Annotated in this window: 20 protein-coding genes and 1 pseudogene; all 21 read right to left on the bottom strand. The window is 45.9% G+C overall.

Features of this window, described 5'->3' with window-relative positions; translation table 11 throughout:
* Positions 1-112 precede the first annotated feature (112 nt).
* The 21 genes and pseudogenes from RWO08_RS04105 to RWO08_RS04005 all read right to left on the bottom strand — a co-directional run bounded on the left by RWO08_RS04105 (position 113) and on the right by RWO08_RS04005 (position 17105).
* A complete protein-coding gene (locus RWO08_RS04105; RefSeq protein ID WP_314211280.1) occupies positions 113-376 on the bottom strand; it encodes a hypothetical protein in 264 nt (87 codons plus the stop codon).
* An 18-nt stretch (positions 377-394) separates the two neighbouring features.
* Entirely contained in the window at positions 395-676 is a 282-nt protein-coding gene (locus tag RWO08_RS04100) for a hypothetical protein (RefSeq protein ID WP_314211279.1), read from the bottom strand.
* A gap of 12 nt (positions 677-688) precedes the next feature.
* Complete coding sequence (locus RWO08_RS04095; RefSeq protein WP_314211278.1) at positions 689-2083, bottom strand: hypothetical protein; 1395 nt, start codon at positions 2081-2083, stop codon at positions 689-691.
* A gap of 1 nt (position 2084) precedes the next feature.
* Positions 2085-2477 carry a DUF1310 family protein gene (locus RWO08_RS04090; RefSeq protein WP_314211277.1) on the bottom strand — a complete coding sequence of 131 codons (393 nt, stop codon included), beginning with the start codon at positions 2475-2477 and terminating at the stop codon, positions 2085-2087.
* Positions 2478-2552: 75 nt separating this feature from the next.
* Positions 2553-3104, bottom strand: coding sequence for a hypothetical protein (locus RWO08_RS04085; protein ID WP_314211276.1), 552 nt, complete (start codon positions 3102-3104; stop codon positions 2553-2555).
* A 37-nt stretch (positions 3105-3141) separates the two neighbouring features.
* Positions 3142-3702, bottom strand: coding sequence for a hypothetical protein (locus RWO08_RS04080; protein ID WP_311467583.1), 561 nt, complete (start codon positions 3700-3702; stop codon positions 3142-3144).
* 162 nt (positions 3703-3864) lie between these two features.
* Positions 3865-4260: a DUF1310 family protein gene (locus RWO08_RS04075; protein ID WP_314211275.1), complete on the bottom strand. Its 396-nt coding sequence runs from the start codon at positions 4258-4260 to the stop codon at positions 3865-3867.
* A gap of 425 nt (positions 4261-4685) precedes the next feature.
* On the bottom strand, positions 4686-5027 hold the full coding sequence (locus tag RWO08_RS04070) for a hypothetical protein (protein ID WP_311467579.1): 342 nt from the start codon (positions 5025-5027) through the stop codon (positions 4686-4688).
* A 37-nt stretch (positions 5028-5064) separates the two neighbouring features.
* Complete coding sequence (locus tag RWO08_RS04065) at positions 5065-5421, bottom strand: hypothetical protein (protein ID WP_314211274.1); 357 nt, start codon at positions 5419-5421, stop codon at positions 5065-5067.
* Positions 5422-5497: 76 nt separating this feature from the next.
* Positions 5498-5818: a hypothetical protein gene (locus tag RWO08_RS04060; protein WP_070756323.1), complete on the bottom strand. Its 321-nt coding sequence runs from the start codon at positions 5816-5818 to the stop codon at positions 5498-5500.
* 194 nt (positions 5819-6012) lie between these two features.
* Entirely contained in the window at positions 6013-6657 is a 645-nt protein-coding gene (locus tag RWO08_RS04055; protein WP_070756322.1) for a CBS domain-containing protein, read from the bottom strand.
* Positions 6658-6661: 4 nt separating this feature from the next.
* On the bottom strand, positions 6662-7366 hold the full coding sequence (locus tag RWO08_RS04050; protein WP_070756321.1) for an ABC transporter ATP-binding protein: 705 nt from the start codon (positions 7364-7366) through the stop codon (positions 6662-6664).
* Entirely contained in the window at positions 7366-8142 is a 777-nt protein-coding gene (locus RWO08_RS04045; RefSeq protein WP_023391421.1) for an ABC transporter ATP-binding protein, read from the bottom strand. Before RWO08_RS04045 ends, RWO08_RS04050 begins: the two co-directional genes overlap by 1 nt.
* A complete protein-coding gene (locus tag RWO08_RS04040) occupies positions 8142-9101 on the bottom strand; it encodes a branched-chain amino acid ABC transporter permease (protein WP_311467573.1) in 960 nt (319 codons plus the stop codon). The genes RWO08_RS04045 and RWO08_RS04040 overlap by 1 nt, the downstream gene beginning before the upstream one ends.
* Positions 9102-9111: 10 nt before the next feature.
* Positions 9112-9996: a branched-chain amino acid ABC transporter permease gene (locus tag RWO08_RS04035; protein ID WP_311467571.1), complete on the bottom strand. Its 885-nt coding sequence runs from the start codon at positions 9994-9996 to the stop codon at positions 9112-9114.
* A 154-nt stretch (positions 9997-10150) separates the two neighbouring features.
* Positions 10151-11305 carry an ABC transporter substrate-binding protein gene (locus RWO08_RS04030; protein WP_291454241.1) on the bottom strand — a complete coding sequence of 385 codons (1155 nt, stop codon included), beginning with the start codon at positions 11303-11305 and terminating at the stop codon, positions 10151-10153.
* Between the two features lie 770 nt (positions 11306-12075).
* Positions 12076-13494, bottom strand: a complete 1419-nt coding sequence (locus RWO08_RS04025) for a glycoside hydrolase family 32 protein (protein ID WP_314211273.1) — start codon at positions 13492-13494, stop codon at positions 12076-12078.
* A 125-nt stretch (positions 13495-13619) separates the two neighbouring features.
* Positions 13620-14996, bottom strand: a pseudogene (locus RWO08_RS04020) (sucrose-specific PTS transporter subunit IIBC); the annotation flags it as partial.
* Between the two features lie 149 nt (positions 14997-15145).
* Positions 15146-16126, bottom strand: coding sequence for a LacI family DNA-binding transcriptional regulator (locus tag RWO08_RS04015; protein WP_314211272.1), 981 nt, complete (start codon positions 16124-16126; stop codon positions 15146-15148).
* Positions 16127-16594: 468 nt separating this feature from the next.
* Positions 16595-16798: a hypothetical protein gene (locus RWO08_RS04010; protein ID WP_291430282.1), complete on the bottom strand. Its 204-nt coding sequence runs from the start codon at positions 16796-16798 to the stop codon at positions 16595-16597.
* 151 nt (positions 16799-16949) lie between these two features.
* Positions 16950-17105 (bottom strand): hypothetical protein, encoded by a 156-nt coding sequence (locus RWO08_RS04005; RefSeq protein WP_314211271.1) that lies wholly within the window; start codon positions 17103-17105, stop codon positions 16950-16952.
* Positions 17106-17126: the final 21 nt, after the last annotated feature.

Raw genomic sequence — 17126 nt, 5'->3', positions numbered from 1 at the left:
GGTGCTTGGGGGATGGGGATCAGAGGTGGGGGAAAAAGTGGCAAGGTGGCTACAGGCGCGCGCCTTGGCGCTGAAACTTTAATCAATTAATCACCGGAATAAATTCGATTAGCTAGGGTTTATTTAGCAGGTTCAGAGCCTGCTCTTCCAACTTCTGACTAACAGATTCCCCAAACTCCCCTACTATATAGACACCCAGCTCATTCTTTACATCAGATATTTCACGAGACATATTTGCATATGATTGTTTAGTATTTACAGTTGCCTGCTGCAACAAAGCTTGCATTTTGCCAATACAACCAGGCGCAATAATACCCTCAATAATTTGCCTTTCAATTGCTTTCTTTTCTTCTATTTGTTGTAATTCAATACTCATTGTACTCCCCCCTTACCTTCATTCCATCAATATCGCATATTTCAGTTTGATTGTTTCTAGCTCTGAATCTAGATTTTCAATGTACTGTTCATTTCTTTCTTCTATTTTATTGATGGTATTCTCGTAGTGCAGACGATATACCTCATCTTGATTGAACTTACTACTTAGCTGCACAATAACATCTAAATAATAATCTACCATCTTCTTCTTATGCTGCTTTATATCTTCTAATTGTGTTTGCAGAAGTATACGTTCCTTGTCAATGTCACAACTGCTAAACTGTGAGCTTATTTTTCTCATTCTATCTCCTTCCTAAAATTTTATTTTAGCGGCATTATTGCTATCAGTTTGCCACAACTCAGTTGCATTATTCTTGATACTAGTTAATAACTCCATATATTCTATTTCCAAGGACAATAATACTTGCTTTTGTTTATCAACAAACTCCTGAATTGGGCCAACTACTGAACTATAACTAGAACCACAACCACTTAAATATGCATTCGCCTCCATAATCCCAAGAGTGGGAGCAAATTGGACTAATTGCGCTTGAGTTTCAGCCCAAATTTCTTCTGCTTGAGCAAGCATTCTATCTAGATCCAAGTGTATCCTTTGAACGTTATCAGACAATAACGCTTTAACGCCATCAATTAAACCCGAAGCAATACCTAAATCCAAATAAATTTTTGCATTGCCCGGAGATATCTCAGAATACGCTCGGTATTTTCTGCGTAGTTGGGCAATTTTCTTAATCACTCCTTTTGCATAAAGTTGATCATATAATTCAACCGACTTTCTCCACTCTTTCAATATTAGGTCGTCGTTCTGTATTGTATTGCTTAATAATAAACGTCCGTATGAGTCATATTGTTGTCCACCATAAATATGTTGAGAGACAACATCCACTCTTTTAGCGTCTATCATAACTAATCTGCCTACTGTATCCATAGGACGTGTGTATTTTTCCCATTGTTCTTCCAGTAACCGATTTCTAATATACCCCGATGCTCTCGGATTCATAGCCAACGTTTTCAGATTCGAATAATGACTATCAAGACCATACAACTCGAGATTACCAAATTTCTGTACAATATCGTAACGGTCATAGAATTGAACTGTACGATTTTTAACCTGTTGAGCCCACTTCATTTTTTCCGGTGTCAGAATCGGTCCCAAGCCTGGAGCATTCATAAATACTGCAGATCTAATTCGCTCAGGCTCTTCAACCTCCGATACTGCAAATTGCCCATCCATTCCTCCTAAAGAGTGACCATCTAAGTCAAAATACGCATTTGGAAATTGTTTCATAGACTCATTGAGCACATTCGAAGCATCTATTAATTGCGGTGTATATTCTTCTTTAACTTTATTTAGTATCTGCCAAGCGGTAGGAAAGTCATTCTCATACCAATCTTTTTTAAACGCAGCATTATCGGTAATGAGTGAGAGAAACCCTTCAGAACCTCGATAGAATACATGTACTGACTTTACTTGTTCAAAATCCGCTTCACTTGAAACCGGTCGGTCTGTCACTATGTATGTATACAAACCAGTATCCCTATTATCGATAGTTTGATACAGATATCCAACGCGCTCCCATTCTCCATTGCTATTTTCAAATCCTACTTCTTGTCCTGGTTTATAACCATTTTGATATTGTATTTCTGAATTAAGTCGAAGATCTTTGTCCGAGAAGTTAGCAGTCATATTACTTCCCCTCCAATAGGTTTTTAAATTCTTGAGATTCTACAATTGCACCTAGCGATATTTCCCTACTCGGCATAAATCTAGTCACAATAAACCTCACTTGCGCTGATTCATCACCATTAACCGATACACTAATTCTTACACCGCCCATGGGAGTACGTTCCACTGTTTTCGGGTTAATTGCATAAGATTGTATAGTCCCTTCTGACGTAAAGGCATGCTGATCTCTTTTGGTGAAATAAGTATCCAGTTTGTCTTTTAATTCCTGACCGTAGACTAGATTATGTATTTCCACCTGAACCGCCACTACGTGATAGACAATTGGGCCGACAATCATCCCGATAACGATCAAGAAGGGATACCATTTCTTTATGAATTGCTTACACTTTTTCATCTTATAACCTCCTAGAAGTTAATAGGATCTCTTCCGTATTCAATTGAATAATTATACTGTTCAAACTCCCACTCATCATTCAAAGCTAACTTCATTATTGCCAAGTTGTAGTTTCAAGTCTCGGTAATACCAGAGATACCAGGTCTTACCATCCGAGTCTGTGTACTCCCGCACCGCATCTGCGGCTTGATCATTAATCTTGAGTTTCGTGAAAATGGGATTAGTCGCCGCCCCCGCGAAAGGATAACGCGATCTATCGGACCCAAAGCCACCCGATGAGAAGCGGACAGCAAGATAGGCCTGGAAATTCCTCAAGAAGTGATTACTGGTTACATCTTTATCAAAACCATGCACTGCCCCATAATCAAACTGATTGCGAATGCTCATCATAACCTTGTTGTCGACACCGCCTCCAGGATAGTTCACTTCTAATTGAAAGACGCGCCCATTACGACGGATGTAATCCGAAGTCCCGTCTCCATTGTCAAAAGTCGCGACAATCTCGCCAGGCTCTTTCACGCGAGCATTGGTATCCGCATCATTACCGGTGACATAACGCCCTAGTTCAGCCAAGGCATAAAGGATACCGAGGATGACTAGTATTTTAATTAGTTTCTTCTTGTTCATTTTTTGCTCTCCTTTGTAACCTCGTCAGTATTACTTCTCATTCAAATGTCGCTGTATTGCCTGAAAACTTGAGTTGTATATCCTTAAAGTACCATAAATACCAAGTGTTACCTTCTGCATCGACATACTCTTTGACTTCATCAACTCGTTGGCCATTGATTTTTAATTGTTTAAAAGCCTCATTTGTCGCAGCACCTGCCAAAGGTGTTTTATTTTGGCTATTCCCTGCTTTTAATGCTTTATGAATCTTGCTCCACTCACTGAGATAGACGTCGAAGTTAGCTTCAAAATGCTGATTAGGTAGGTTCAAATCAAACCACCGAGTTGCTCGATAATCAAATAAATTTTTAAACCCATAGAAATAGCGACTGTCTTTATGGGGAGTTGGATAATTAATCTCTACCTGCAAAATTGTATCGTTTTTCAAAATATGGTTTTCTGTTCCATCCCCGTTATCGAAGCTTGCTACAATCTCACCAGGAACGGTCACAGGGTCAGGTAGCTGAGACTGTATTTTTTGATATTGACTTCCTATATAGCTAAGAAAACTAAGCGCCACAAAGACAAGAAAAATTTTAATTATCTTTCCTTTTTCCATAAAACTACTCTCCCTTATTCATTAATCTGATATTTAGAACACGTCTAGGGGTTGCCTCATCAACAATCCTTTCTTTCCCTGTTAATACTAACCCCTATTCCGCCCGAATCAGTTCCAATAAACCATTCCGAAAGAAACTTTGATCTAAAACGAAATAGTCCTTTACTCTTTTGACTTAAGCAGTACATGTAGTTTATTGGAAACAGTCACTATGCTCATTTGCCATTTGTTGTTTACAAATATATATTTAACACCTATATAGATACTAGGATCATCATTTATAAGAACGCGAATACTTCTACCGGTTCGCACACCCATGCTATCATAATCTAATTCATACTTTTTTATTACCCCTGCCTCCGTGAAGGCCTGCGGATCTTCGGATTTAATGACTTGCTCTATTTCAGACCTTACTTCCTGCGAATCAAAGAAGCTGACAAGCTCTGCGTATTGAGCCTTCTTATTATTCTGGACCATCCAGTATACACCTTGATAAGCTAAAAATAGAGCGCCTGCTATACAAAAAACAATAATGAACGAGGTTCTGATAACTCGCATATATTTCTCCCTTTCGTTTGCATTTCCATTAGTATTAAAGTCTATATCCGATTATATATGCAAAAAGAGGCCGGGTCCCACCAGCCTCCACAGTCCTTACTTAGCAGTCGATAGCGTGCGCTTCACCCTATCTTGTTACTCCTATATTATACTACTTATCCTCTAAGAAATACAATAGAAATTGGGATTTTGTTACATTGAGTAAACACTGAATTATTATTTTATCAGCATTTGTAAGCGCAACAGATATTTTCGGTGTCTTTATTTCATAATTTATACAGCAGGAAACGACAACTAATTATTATAGAAAAAGTTAGTTAGTAAGCCATACATTGCCAGCTAGGCTACTGGCTCGCCACACTCCACCCTTCCCAAAATAAAAAAGTGTTGCTAGTCACGCTAGCAACACTTCTATTATGATTTGACTAGCCCAGCAGCATCCGCATGATGCCACTATAATCTAGAACCAGGAAGGACATAAAGAGGCAATAGACCAACATGCCCAGCAACAAATAGGTCTCAAAAGGCACTAGTCCCGGGAAGGTGGCTTTAATCCCCTTCCTGTGTCGATAGCATCTTGCCAACCAGCTCAAGCCTAGGCCACAAGAGACGACAGCGAAAGGCTCTAAGAAGAGCCGGTAGTTAGAACTGAGCGCATCCACACTAAATAAGCCGACTGGCTGAGGCGCTATCACTAGGTAACAGACAAGCGTAAACAAGAGCTGAGCCACCACTAGGGCCCATAGGACTTTTCTAAAGGTTCTCATACCCGCTCACCCCTCCCCTTCTCTGATTAGGCATCATTTAATAAAGTTGTAAGATATTCGTCAGCCCTATTTGATCTAATATCAAAACTGACATGATGACAGCAATCAACAAGTGTCCCGTTAACAACATTCCTTCAGCAGGCATAATCACATCCAGATTTTCCTTAATTCCATTCTCACGCCGTCTAACTTTTGCTACCCATATTATCAAAAGACCACTAATTACGGTACAAATCGGCTCCAAAAACAGCATATAACGAGGCCCCACTGAATCAATCCCCTTAAATCCGAAGTGGGTAATGACTGTTTCAGGTGCGACAAAGACAAAACATATAGTAGTAAAGACAAATTGTATGGCCACAATAATCCAGATTATCTTTCTGAATGACTTCATTATCATCACCTACTCAAGTATGCTAGTAGCCAACAAGCTTATTTTAATCCTAAGTTTTTCCCACTCAACCTTATCTTTAGTCTCCAAAATAGGCTTTTAATAATTCGACTTGTTCTTTATTTAGCATTTCTTCCCCGCTTACCATTTTATTTAGGGCATGAAGCGGCAGGCCAGAATTATGACTCAACCTCTCCATGTACTCACTATCTTTGCTTTGCAATTTGATACGTATTAATTCTGCGTAGTAGGCATTTGTCACCTTAAGAACAGTGGCCTCATCCTGTACATTGATGGTATCACTCAGCAAATCAAAAACGGTCTGCAAATTCGTTAAACTAGCCAAATTTCGAATTATCTGCTTAATTTGGCGTAAGATATAGTCATTTTCAACAAACATAAGGATACCTCCCACTATATTTCTAGGCATAAAATTGATGGTATCTGCCTACAATACCACCCTACAACCTTATTATAGTCCTTCACAACCAATGGTGCAAGCGCTTCATTTTTTGTATCTACTTTACTCCCTTGATATCAGCATACAAAAAAACAGGCTGAGATGAAACTCAGCCTGTTCCCTAGTTCTTAGCTTTATTCCGGCTTCACGAAGACACCAGACACTTTGTAGCCTTTTTCTTGGAAGACGCGCGCGACTTCCTCAGAATCTTGAGTATCTACATGAACCACCACATTGGTCTTGTCGTCCAAGTGGTAGACGTTCATTTGGGTGATGCTCCAGTTGTGCTTAGCGGTGGTCTCACCGATGTCCTCTAGAATACCTGCCTTGTCATCGACTACTTCTACCACGAAACGAGTCCCTGGGGTGTAGTAGCCATTGATGTCAATGAAGGCTTCGAAGATGTCCTTGTCAGTGATAATCCCCACTAATTGGGCGTGGTCCATGACAACCAGGACACCGACGTCCATATTGCGCATCTCAGAAGCGGCTTGCTCCAAGAGGGCATCTGGGCTTGTGGTAATGACGCGGCGAATCATAATGTCTGCCGCTGTCGTCTTGTTGAGCAAGTAGTTGAGTTCATGCACGCTCAGGCTGGTCGCGGTAGAAGGCGAGTTCTTGGCAATGACAGACTCTGTTAAGAGCCCTACCAATTGGCCTTTGACTACGACTGGCAAACGGTGAATGTCGTGTTGGCGCATCAAGTCCAGCGCCTTAATGACAGTGGTATCTGGCGTGATGGTCACCAAGTCGGTTGACATATAGTTTTTAACGTACATTTGCTTAACCTCCTAAGTATGCTTTTTGGACGGCGTCGCTCTCGAGGAGCTCTTGGCCGGTCCCGCTCAGAACGATCTTACCGGTTTCCAAGACGTAACCCCGACTAGCAATGGACAGGGCCATCTTGGCATTTTGTTCAATCAAGAGGACGGTGGTCCCTTGAGCTTGAATCTGTTGAATAATGTTGAAGATTTCTTGGATGAAGATTGGCGCCAAGCCCATGGATGGCTCATCCAGTAAAAGTAGCTTAGGCTTGGACATGAGGGCCCGGCCCATAGCTAGCATCTGTTGCTCCCCACCTGATAGGGTGGAAGCATCCTGCTTCTGACGCTCGCCCAAGACTGGGAAGCGGTCATAAACGGCTTGTATATCTTCTTCGATATTGGCGCGGTCCTTGCGTAAGAAGGCGCCCATTTCCAAGTTTTCGCGGACAGACAGGCCTTTGAAGACGTGACGGCCTTCAGGCACGTGGGAAATCCCTAACTGGACAATCTTCTGGGCGTTGGTTTTGGTAATGTTCTGGCCTTCATAGGTCAGAGTCCCGGAAGCGGGCTTAATCAAACCAGAGATAGTCCGTAGGATGGTCGACTTACCAGCCCCGTTGGCCCCAATCAGGGAGACAATCTCCCCTTGGTTAACCTCGAAGTTAACGCCACGGACTGCATTAATCATGCCGTAGTTGACGGCTAAGTTCTCAACACGTAACATTAGGCGTCACCTCCTAGGTAGGCCCGGATAACATCTGGGTTCTGACGAATTTCTTCTGGCGTGCCTTGGGCCAAGAGTCGGCCGTATTCCAAGACATAGATGCGTTGGCAGATTTCCATAACCAAGGCCATATCGTGTTCGATTAGCACGATGGTCAAGCCAAATTGTTGGCGAATCTGTTCGATTAAGGCGGTTAACTCAGCGGTTTCTGCTGGGTTCATGCCGGCTGCTGGCTCGTCTAAGAAGAGAATCTTAGGTTCAGTGGCCAGGGCCCGGACGATTTCCAGACGACGTTGTTGACCGTAGGCCAAGTTCTTAGCCTTGTCTTGAGCGTATTGGGCTAGGTCGAAGATTTCCAAGAGTTCTAAGGCTTTAGCCTTCATCTTAGCTTCTGTCTCATAGTAGGCCTTGGTCCGGAAAATGCTGGACCAGATGGCATCATGATTGTGCCCGTGCATGGCTACCATGACGTTTTCCAAGACGCTTTGGTCTTTGAAGAGGCGAATGTTTTGGAAGGTCCGCGCCAAGCCTAGTTGGTTAATCTTATAAGGTGCCATGCCGTTCAAGGTCTTGACCCCATCAGCAGTGGATAAGGTGACAGTCCCTTCTGTTGGCTCGTAGACGCCTGTTAAGAGGTTGAAGAAGGTGGTCTTGCCGGCCCCGTTAGGACCGATAAGGCCTACAAGCTCTTGCTCTTCTAACTTGAGGGAGACGTTGGACACGGCTGCCAAACCGCCAAAGTTTTTAGTAAGTTGATTGACTTCTAGTAAGGCCATTAGACTGCTCCTTTCTTCGCTTTATTCTTGGTTAAGAGGGAGCCTAGACGTAATTCCCAGGTTCCTAGGAGACCACCCGGTCTGAAGATCATGATTAGGATGAGGGCGATGGCATAGATGACCATACGAAGCTGCCCATAAGGTTGTAAGAGGGTATTGAGAATCCCTAAGACCACGGCTGCCACGAAGGAACCGGTGAAACTCCCAATCCCGCCGAATACGACGATAATGAGGACATCAATGGACTTGTTGAAGGTGAAGTCCCCTGGGGTGACGACCCCGATGTTACCAGCATAGAGTGCACCGCCGATAGCGGCAGTAATGGCACCTAAGACGAAGGCGATCACCTTGTACTTAGTCACGTTAACCCCCATGGACTCTGCGGCAATCTCATCTTGCTCGATGGCATAGGTTGCCCGGCCCGCACTGGAGTAGAAGTAGTTGAGAATCAAGATAGTGGTCACAACCATGAAGAAGTAAACTAATGGCCAGGTTGCCACTTTAGGAATGGCGTTAATCCCTTGAGGTCCGTTGGTTAGGGTCTTGTAGTTGGTGATGACGACCCGGATGATTTCAGAAACACCCAGGGTGGCGATGGCCAAGTAGTCCCCGCGTAGGCGCAAGGTTGGAATCCCGACTAAGACAGCCAAGACAGCAGCCACAACCGCACCGACTAGCATCCCAGTCCAGAGACCCCCTAGGTCTGCATGACGTGTTGCGAAGATGGCACCTGAGTAAGCCCCCACAGCGATAAAGGCCGCATGCCCCAGCGAGAACTGGCCGGCTACCCCTAAGACCAGGTTGAGCCCGATGGCATAGATGACATCAATCATAATTTTGATTAAGGTGATTTGGTAGTAGGAATCGATTAAGTTAGTCGACGTTAAGAGCCACAAGAGGCCATAACCCAAGAGGGCTGCCGTCAACCAAATCAGGTTGCGTTGATGGAATCGTTGCATGTGGCTTCACCTACACTTTCTCTTTGACGTTCTTACCGAAGAGACCTGCCGGCAAGACGAGCAAGATAACAATTAAGAGGGCATATACGGCCGCATCCTTGAAGGCTGAACCCCCGAAGGCAGAGACGAAGGTCTCCAAGAGACCGATTAGGTAACCCCCGACCATGGCACCCGGAATGGAGCCAATCCCACCGACAACGGCAGCGACGAAGGCCTTAAGCCCTGGCGTCAAGCCCATGGTGGCCGCCATTTGGTTGGAGTAGAGACCGTAGAGGACGCCGGCTACCCCTGCTAGGCCAGACCCTAGCGCAAAGGTAAAGGAAATCACCGCGTCAACGTTAATCCCCATGAGTTGAGCTGCTTCTTCATCGACCGCTACCGCCCGCATGGCTTTCCCCATCTTGGTGTACTTAACAATAAATTGTAGAGCTACCATTAAAAGGATAGTTGTCACGAAGATTAAGATTTGTTTGGAGTTAATGACCGCTCCCATAACTTTGAAGGTGGTGGTCTTAAAGCTAGTTGGATAGGCCTTAACTTCCGGACCGAAGAAATAGATCATGGCATTTTCTAGGAGGAAGGAGACCCCAATCGCGGTGATAAGGGCGGCTACCCGAGTCGATTTACGTAGGGGCTTGTAGGCCACCCTTTCAATAGTCACCCCTAAGACGGAGGTAAAGACCATGGTTAAAGCTAAGGATAAGTAGAAGTCCATGCCCTGGACATTAACCAGATAGAAACCGAAGAAGGCCCCCATCATGAGGATGTCCCCGTGGGCGAAGTTAATCAAGCGGATGGTCCCATAGACCATGGTATAACCCAAGGCGATCAAGGCGTAGATACTCCCCGTCGACAAGCCGTTAAAAAGTTGTTGTAAGAACCACTGGAGGTTCATAGGCATAAGCTCCTTTCTGTGTATGATGGCTACAAATTAAGTATAGCAGTCCTAAGGCTAAGGCGCCATACTTCCTCATGAAAAAGGTCGTATTGTGCTATGACTGGATGTCCAAGCAACAATACGACACTAGCATGAGGGAGTCTGCTGTCGATTACTCAGCTGACACGTTCACAGCTTCGGTAACTTCACCTTTTTCGAAGTGGAGCATTACCGCTGTCTTCACTGGGTTGTGTTTTTCGTCAAATGAGAAGGTCCCGGTTACCCCTTTGAAGTCTTTGATTTTAGCCAAGGCTTTGTTAACTTCTTGTGGGTCAGTTGAGCCTGCATCCTTGATAGCTTGCAAGAGCACGTTAGTCGCATCGTAAGAAAGAGCTGCGAAAGTATCTGGCTTCTTGCCGTATTCTTTTTCATAGGCTTCTACGAATTTCTTAACTGCTGGGTCATCGCTCTTGTCAGAGTAGTGAGAAGTGTAGAAGACGTTGTTAAGGTTGTCTTTACCTGCTAATTCAACCAAGGTGTCGTTAGCAAAACCGTCACCACCAACGATTGGCTTGTCGATCCCGAGTTCACGCGCTTGCTTGATGATCAAACCAGCTTCAGTATAGTAACCTGGTACGTAGAGGGCGTCGAAGTCTTGAGTAGAGATGTTAGTCAAGACAGTTAAGAAGTCAGTATCGTTAGTTTGGTAAGATTCTTTGGCTACGATGGTCCCGCCTTTAGCTTCAAATTGCTTAACGAAGCTATCAGCCAAACCTTGTGAGTAGTCGTTAGCTTGGTCAACCAAGAGAACCACTTTCTTGTAACCTTGAGTATCCGCTAAGTAGTTAGCAGCGGCCACCCCTTGGAAGGAATCTTCGAAGCAGACACGGTAGATGTAGTCGTAGACTTTGCCTGCAGAGTCGAGGGTAATCCCGTTACCAGTTGCAGCAGGGAAGATAGCTGGTGTTTTGCCGTCGTTAGCGACTGGAATTTCTGCTAAGGCATCCCCGGTAGTTGCAGGACCTACAATCCCTGCCACGCCGGCAGCGACTAATTTGGTTGCAGCCGCAGCGGCTTCTGTCTTATCAGACTTGTTGTCTTCGACTTGCGCTTCGACTTTCTTGCCGTTAACGCCGCCGTGTTCTTCATTGTATTGCTTAACAGCTAATTTCAAACCACTAGCCATTGGCGTCCCGTAAGCGGCAGCCGCCCCTGAGAGCTCGAAGTTACCGCCGACTTTAACGGTGTCTTGGGCTGAGACAGTAGCCAATGGGGATGCGAGCAAGAGACCCGCGAAGAGTGCTGTTCCTAACTTTTTAAAATTCATAGTGTACCTCCTAAAATATGGTTCCTAAATCATGATGATGAGAAAAGTATACACTACTCCGGCTCATTTTACAATGCTTTTATTAAAGTTTTTTAATCTTTTGCTCATTTTCTTGTCTAGGCCTTATGCGGCACGGAATCGGTGCCGTTTTGCAGGGCTGGCGTGAGGGGGATTTCTGGATTGTGGCCTGTTTTGGGCGGGGTGTTGGGGAGCTAGTGGTCCACTCGACGGAGTGGGCCACTGGCGCGGAGCTTTTCCTGGATTTTGGCCCGTTTTCGGCCTTTTCTGAGGAGCTAGTGGTCCACTCTCCAAAGTGGACCACTGGCTCGGGACTTTTCCTGGTTTTCGGCCTGTTTCCGGCCTTTTCCCGGGAGCTAGTGGTCCACTCTTCAAAGTGGACCACTGGCTCGACACTTTTCCTGGGTTTTGACCCGTTTTCGGCGATTTCCTGGGAGCTAGTGGTCCACTCTTTAAAGTGGGCCACTAGCTCGACACTTTTCCTAGATTCTGGCCCGTTTTCAACGATTTCCCTGGAGCTAGTGGTCCACTCGACGGAGTGGGCCACTGGCTCGGAGCTTTTCCTAGCTTTTGCCCTGTTTTCGGCGGTTGCTTAGAGAGTTTCCTGGCTATGGGGCGACTTATTTGAGAGGATTTGCTGGCTAGTAAACTTAGCTCCCCTATTTATCTATTACATAGATAAATAGGGTACGAGTTAGCAAAATTACGTGTCCAAAACTAAACAAAAAAGGGGCGGGTGCCCCTTTTTCTTCCTATATATATTGATGAGCGGCCAACTGAGTAGCTACTAGCTTAGCCTGGAGGCCGGCGCTGGCCTTGCCTTCTAGGCGCGTCAGGGGCTCCTTGGCGAAGTAACGGAGGGAGGCAACCACTTGCCCGCCGTTAACAAAGACTTCTAGTGAGCTAGCATCGAGCCAAAGGTCTAAATGCTTGAGCCCTTCTTCTAGCTGCATATGGCGCCATTCTTGCAGGCCGGTTAGCCAGTTGAAGCGAGCTAAACTTAGACGGCCTTGACCGTCCTGGTATTTGACTGTCACGTTATCATCTAAGAAGAGTTCCCAATCTGCTAAAGTCTCAAAGTCCACTTGCACTCTTTGCGCCCGGCCCGACAAATCTAGGCGGAAGTCTGCCGAGGTCCAAGCTAGCGGCTGGCTAGCTCCTGCTAGGCCTGCCAATTCCGCAATCGGCGTCTGATAGAGTTTGCCGTCTACTAGGCGTAAGTGGCGCGGAATGGTCAGGTGATGAATCCAGTCGTCTTGACGGGTTGGGATGGCGGCCTCTTGGTCAGGCCAGGTAATGCCCATCCAAGAGTATTGGATGACCCGGCCATCAGGCGCCACAAAGGACTGAGGCGCATAGTATTCAAAGCCGCGGTCACATTCCTGCATATCCGCAAAGTCCGCATTATCCGGTAGGAAGCGACCAGCCTGACTATCCCAGGTCCCGACTAAGTAAGTGGTGTTAAAGATATTATGGTAGTTATCCCCAATTGGGTCGACCCCTTGAGGTGAGAAGATGAAGATGGCCTTGTCCTGGCCTGTCACCTCGTCCGTCAAGAAGACCATATCCGGGCACTCCCACATATAGCCCAGGGGCTGATCAAATTGGAAGATAGAACCGCGGTAGTCCCAGTCTTTAAGGTCTTTAGAGAAGAAGGCCACGGTGTCGCCGGTCTTATCTAAGCGCTGAGTCCCCAGTAACATCCACCAACCTTGGACGGACGCATCATACCAGACCTTAGGATCCCGCACATGGCCGGTATAGTCCTGCAACTGCTCAGTCACAGGGCCTAATTTGGTAAAATGAATGCCGTCTGTCGAAGTGGCAATACATTGGTAGCTAGTCCGGCGTCCTGCCTCATCCTTGGTATTGCCGGTATAGAAGAGGTAGAGGGTGTCCTCGTGGACGATGGCGCCACCTGAGTAGACCCCGTTTTTATCGAACCAGTCATCGGACTTGAGGGCTACCGGCAACTGCTCATAGGTCACGAAGTCCTTGGTCCGGACATGACCCCAGTATTTGGTAGAGTGGTCGGTCGCATGCGGGTTATATTGATAGAAAATATGATAGTAACCCTGGAAATAGCAGAGCCCGTTGGGGTCATTGAGTAGCCCCTGCTCAGGCGTCAGGTGGAAGTGTTGGGCGTAAGGCCCTTTGTTGCGGCTTGTCATGGCTGGTCCTCCTTTTTGATTATAGGCTAACTTCATTATAGCATAGCTGCCAGCAGGCACCTATGAAAACAGGACGAGTTGCCCCGTCCTGTCATAAGTCATGCTTGTGCTTAAGCTTGTTTGTCTTCTTTGTAACCGAAGGCGTAGGTCAAGCCGAACCCGATCCCGAAGCTGACTACCAGCACCAAGAGGTAAGCAAAGATATTGTTGAGGTAGAGTAAGACCCCTGGTAAAACAGTGACAGACATACCAGTCGCTGCCAATTTGAAGAGGCCTGCTAACCAACCACCCGCAGCCCCGGCAACGAGACCCATCACGAATGGCTTACCATAACGGAGGTTAACCCCGAAGATAGCTGGTTCGGTAATCCCCAGCAAGCAAGAAATCCCTGAAGAGTATGCCAAGGCACGAACTTTGCTGTTGACTGTCTTGTAACCTACAGCGAAGGTTGCCCCTGCTTGCCCTGCCATGGCAGCAGTGAAGTAAGCATTCAGTGGGTTAGTCTTGTCGCCGTTAGTCAATAATTGTAACTCTAAGAAGTTGAAGATGTGGTGAATCCCGGTAACCACGATGATTTGTTGGACCCCACCGACGATGAGACCCGCTAAACCAAATGGCAAGGTCAAGATCTGCTTGGTTACGTCCAGTACGACTGTTTCCAAGGAGTGGAAGACTGGCCCAATAGCGAAGAGACCCAAGATAGACATTACCAAGAAGGTTAAGAATGGTGTCACGATTAAGTCGAAGGTATCCTTAACGTGGTCGTGGAGCCATTTTTCAAGTTTAGCCCCGATTAAACCGACGAAGAAGGCTGGCAAGACAGTCCCTTGATAACCTACGACTGGGATAAAGCCGAAGAAAGTTAAGGCTTGCGCATCCCCACTCGCTACTGCATAAGCGTTAGGCAAGGCAGGGTTGACCATCATTAAACCGAGGACAATCCCTAAGACAGGGTTGCCGCCGAAGACCTTGAAGCTAGACCAAGCAACTAAGGCTGGCAAGAAGGCAAAGGCAGTATCGGTTAAGATTTGTGTATAGAGTAAGAAGTTTTGGTCGATTTGTTTAGGATCGGTTAAGCCGAAGAGGCCAATCACTTCTGGACGAGTAAGGACACCCCGAACCCCCATGAAGAGACCGGTTGCCACCAAGACTGGGATGATTGGTACGAAGACGTCCCCGAAGGTCCGAATCATACGTTGTAAGATATTACCTTGTGGTTTAACTTCTTCTTTTTGGTCGGACTTGGTTACAGCGTTAACGCCCAAGGCTGATACTTCTTCATAGACCTTGTTGACCGTACCGGTTCCAAAAATGATTTGGTATTGACCGGAGTTGAAGAAAGCCCCCATGACCTTGTCGGTATTTTCGATGGCTTCCTTATCAATTTTGGCTTCGTCTTTGACCATAACACGTAGACGAGTTGCGCAGTGTGCGACGCTAGAGATGTTTTCCTTACCACCTAGGTATTTGACAACATCTTGTGCGATTTCTTTAAATCCCATATGTGTTCCTCCTTCATGCAGATGAGACTAAAACAATAATTGCCTGTAGAAAAGAAACCGGTTCTCCTCTAAGCCTTATTATACTTGGAATAGAACCGGTGTCAATATAATTAAATGTGAAAATGAAATCGTCGAGCTTTCAAATTGGGTTAGACAGCCGTAACAGACTGTCTGATAACAAGGGAAGTTTCTAACTTACGTTTAGTAACCGTGCCTTGGCCTTGAATTCTATCTAGTAACATTTTGGTAGCAACATAGCCAGCATGGCGATAAGGATATTCCACCGTCGTCAAGCCAGGATAGATAGAAGAGCCTAGGACATTATTGCCAAAACCAGCAAAGTTAATTTGCTCTGGCACCTGATAGCCTGCCTCTAGGCAAGCCCGCATGGCACCAATGGCAATAATATCGGTCGCCCCCACAATCAGGCGAGGCTTATTGAGCAGCACTTGATCCCGCGTCACTTGGTAGCCATCCATGAGGTTGAAGCCACAGCTGTACTCGCGGAAGCTGGTATCACCGTATTTGAGAAATTCCCGCTTAATGGCATCTCGGCGCTTAATGCCCACGGCTGGGTCGGTTGTGGTCACCGTTAAGAAGTCCATATCCCGATGGCCCATGGCATAGAGGTAGTCGGCCAGCTGGCGGCCCGCACTCTCCTCGTCATAGTAAATGGTATTCTCGTCCAAGAATTCTTGACCAATGGTCACGATTGGCACCTGGACATTCTCAAGCAGTTCAATAATCCGGTTGTCGGTGTGAGACATGAGGAAGATGACCCCGTCCATCTTATTAACTTGGAAGGTTCTGAGGGCCTCTTCTTCCCGGCTGACCGAGAAATTAGAATTAATAATTAAAACCTGATAGTTGTGCTGACGGAAAACTTCGTCAATTTCACTCAGGATACAGTTGGCTGAAAAACTATCAAGTCGCGGTATGATCACGCCAATCATACGGCTCTCCTTGGCTTTCAAGCTTTGGGCAAAAGAATTAGGTACGTAGCCGGTTTGCTTAATCACTGCCTCAATCTTAGCAGCTGTTTTCCGGCTGACAGAACCCCCGTTCAAATGTCTAGAAACCGTACTTTTGGCAACACCTGCTAATTTTGCAATATCATTAATCGTTGTCATTGTTACCCTCCTAGCGATTATCTAGCCTTCGCTGGTAGTGAGTAGCATAGAGCTTATGACAAGTGCGTCTTAGACCGCCCCAAGGGCGTCTGGACTGTATCTTACTAAAAATCTCTTACGCTTGCTTCACTTACATAATTCAACATTATCTTACATTAAATCCAATTGAATCCAAACGGAAAATACAAAAAAATGTCAAAAGATTGTGTATAATGCCCTGCCCACAAACTTTTGACGCCTATTTACCGTGCTTGAATTCGTTTTATGACTTAGAAACCCGCCCACTAGCTCTATGGCTTGTGATCAGATTTGTTCGTTATAAACGCTTCCTTTCATCCACACGCAAGTCCCTGGGGACCAACGTCAAATTCTCACGATTCATCAGTTGCGTCAACACTCTTCACTTACTTGATTGCGGTCCTCACCCCTTTAACTTGTGCCGTTTTGGGCCTAAGCGGGCCCTCTCGCTTAATCAGCATATCTATCCGGCGCCACCCCATTGGACTGGGTTACTGTCTGCCATTGGTTGGTCAGACTGGGCAAGTTATCCACTAGCTCACAGGGGTAGGGTGCTTGGGATAGACAGGTATTATGACTAACACCGGTCACATCCTCCCCTTCTCGTGATGAGTATTCAAGATATTGCAGTTTCAATTTTGGAACTAGTTCCATCAGAAACCGCTACCTTTACACTATTATTATGGCACATTTATCTTGCTTTTACAAGTATCTTCTCGAGTCAGCTGCCAGGCCTTATCCCATCTAAAAAAATACGAAGCTAAGTGCCGGCACTTAGCTTCGCAGAGGAGAATGACCCTAATACTTAGGGATGAAAGCCACCGGTCACCGGGGTGACAAGGGCTGCCGTGGCAGTTTGGATCGTCCCTTCCACCTGGATGGTGTAGGTTTGACCGTCTACTAGGTCGGCACTGGACATAATGACCGCTTGGAAATCCTTGCTGGCCGTCTGACGTGTCACTTCCTTGCCATTGGCATCGAG

The sequence above is a fragment of the uncultured Abiotrophia sp. genome (assembly GCF_963520105.1).
Lineage (GTDB): Bacteria > Bacillota > Bacilli > Lactobacillales > Aerococcaceae > Abiotrophia.
The sequence above is the reverse complement of the archived record's forward strand: the minus strand, read 5'-3'. Positions and strand labels throughout refer to the sequence as shown.

Excerpts from the sequence above, each read along its gene's own strand:
- RWO08_RS04040 (WP_311467573.1), bottom strand. The coding sequence starts at position 9,101 with ATGCAACGATTCCATCAACGCAACCTGATTTGGTTGACGGCAGCCCTC.
- RWO08_RS04035 (WP_311467571.1), bottom strand. The coding sequence starts at position 9,996 with ATGAACCTCCAGTGGTTCTTACAACAACTTTTTAACGGCTTGTCGACG.
- RWO08_RS04090 (WP_314211277.1), bottom strand. The coding sequence starts at position 2,477 with ATGAAAAAGTGTAAGCAATTCATAAAGAAATGGTATCCCTTCTTGATC.
- RWO08_RS04080 (WP_311467583.1), bottom strand. The coding sequence starts at position 3,702 with ATGGAAAAAGGAAAGATAATTAAAATTTTTCTTGTCTTTGTGGCGCTT.
- RWO08_RS04050 (WP_070756321.1), bottom strand. The coding sequence starts at position 7,366 with ATGTTACGTGTTGAGAACTTAGCCGTCAACTACGGCATGATTAATGCA.
- RWO08_RS04095 (WP_314211278.1), bottom strand. The coding sequence starts at position 2,083 with ATGACTGCTAACTTCTCGGACAAAGATCTTCGACTTAATTCAGAAATA.
- RWO08_RS04010 (WP_291430282.1), bottom strand. The coding sequence starts at position 16,798 with ATGGAACTAGTTCCAAAATTGAAACTGCAATATCTTGAATACTCATCA.
- RWO08_RS04025 (WP_314211273.1), bottom strand. The coding sequence starts at position 13,494 with ATGACAAGCCGCAACAAAGGGCCTTACGCCCAACACTTCCACCTGACG.
- RWO08_RS04065 (WP_314211274.1), bottom strand. The coding sequence starts at position 5,421 with ATGAAGTCATTCAGAAAGATAATCTGGATTATTGTGGCCATACAATTT.
- RWO08_RS04015 (WP_314211272.1), bottom strand. The coding sequence starts at position 16,126 with ATGACAACGATTAATGATATTGCAAAATTAGCAGGTGTTGCCAAAAGT.
- RWO08_RS04100 (WP_314211279.1), bottom strand. The coding sequence starts at position 676 with ATGAGAAAAATAAGCTCACAGTTTAGCAGTTGTGACATTGACAAGGAA.
- RWO08_RS04075 (WP_314211275.1), bottom strand. The coding sequence starts at position 4,260 with ATGCGAGTTATCAGAACCTCGTTCATTATTGTTTTTTGTATAGCAGGC.
- RWO08_RS04105 (WP_314211280.1), bottom strand. The coding sequence starts at position 376 with ATGAGTATTGAATTACAACAAATAGAAGAAAAGAAAGCAATTGAAAGG.
- RWO08_RS04085 (WP_314211276.1), bottom strand. The coding sequence starts at position 3,104 with ATGAACAAGAAGAAACTAATTAAAATACTAGTCATCCTCGGTATCCTT.
- RWO08_RS04030 (WP_291454241.1), bottom strand. The coding sequence starts at position 11,305 with ATGAATTTTAAAAAGTTAGGAACAGCACTCTTCGCGGGTCTCTTGCTC.
- RWO08_RS04045 (WP_023391421.1), bottom strand. The coding sequence starts at position 8,142 with ATGGCCTTACTAGAAGTCAATCAACTTACTAAAAACTTTGGCGGTTTG.
- RWO08_RS04070 (WP_311467579.1), bottom strand. The coding sequence starts at position 5,027 with ATGAGAACCTTTAGAAAAGTCCTATGGGCCCTAGTGGTGGCTCAGCTC.
- RWO08_RS04055 (WP_070756322.1), bottom strand. The coding sequence starts at position 6,657 with ATGTACGTTAAAAACTATATGTCAACCGACTTGGTGACCATCACGCCA.
- RWO08_RS04060 (WP_070756323.1), bottom strand. The coding sequence starts at position 5,818 with ATGTTTGTTGAAAATGACTATATCTTACGCCAAATTAAGCAGATAATT.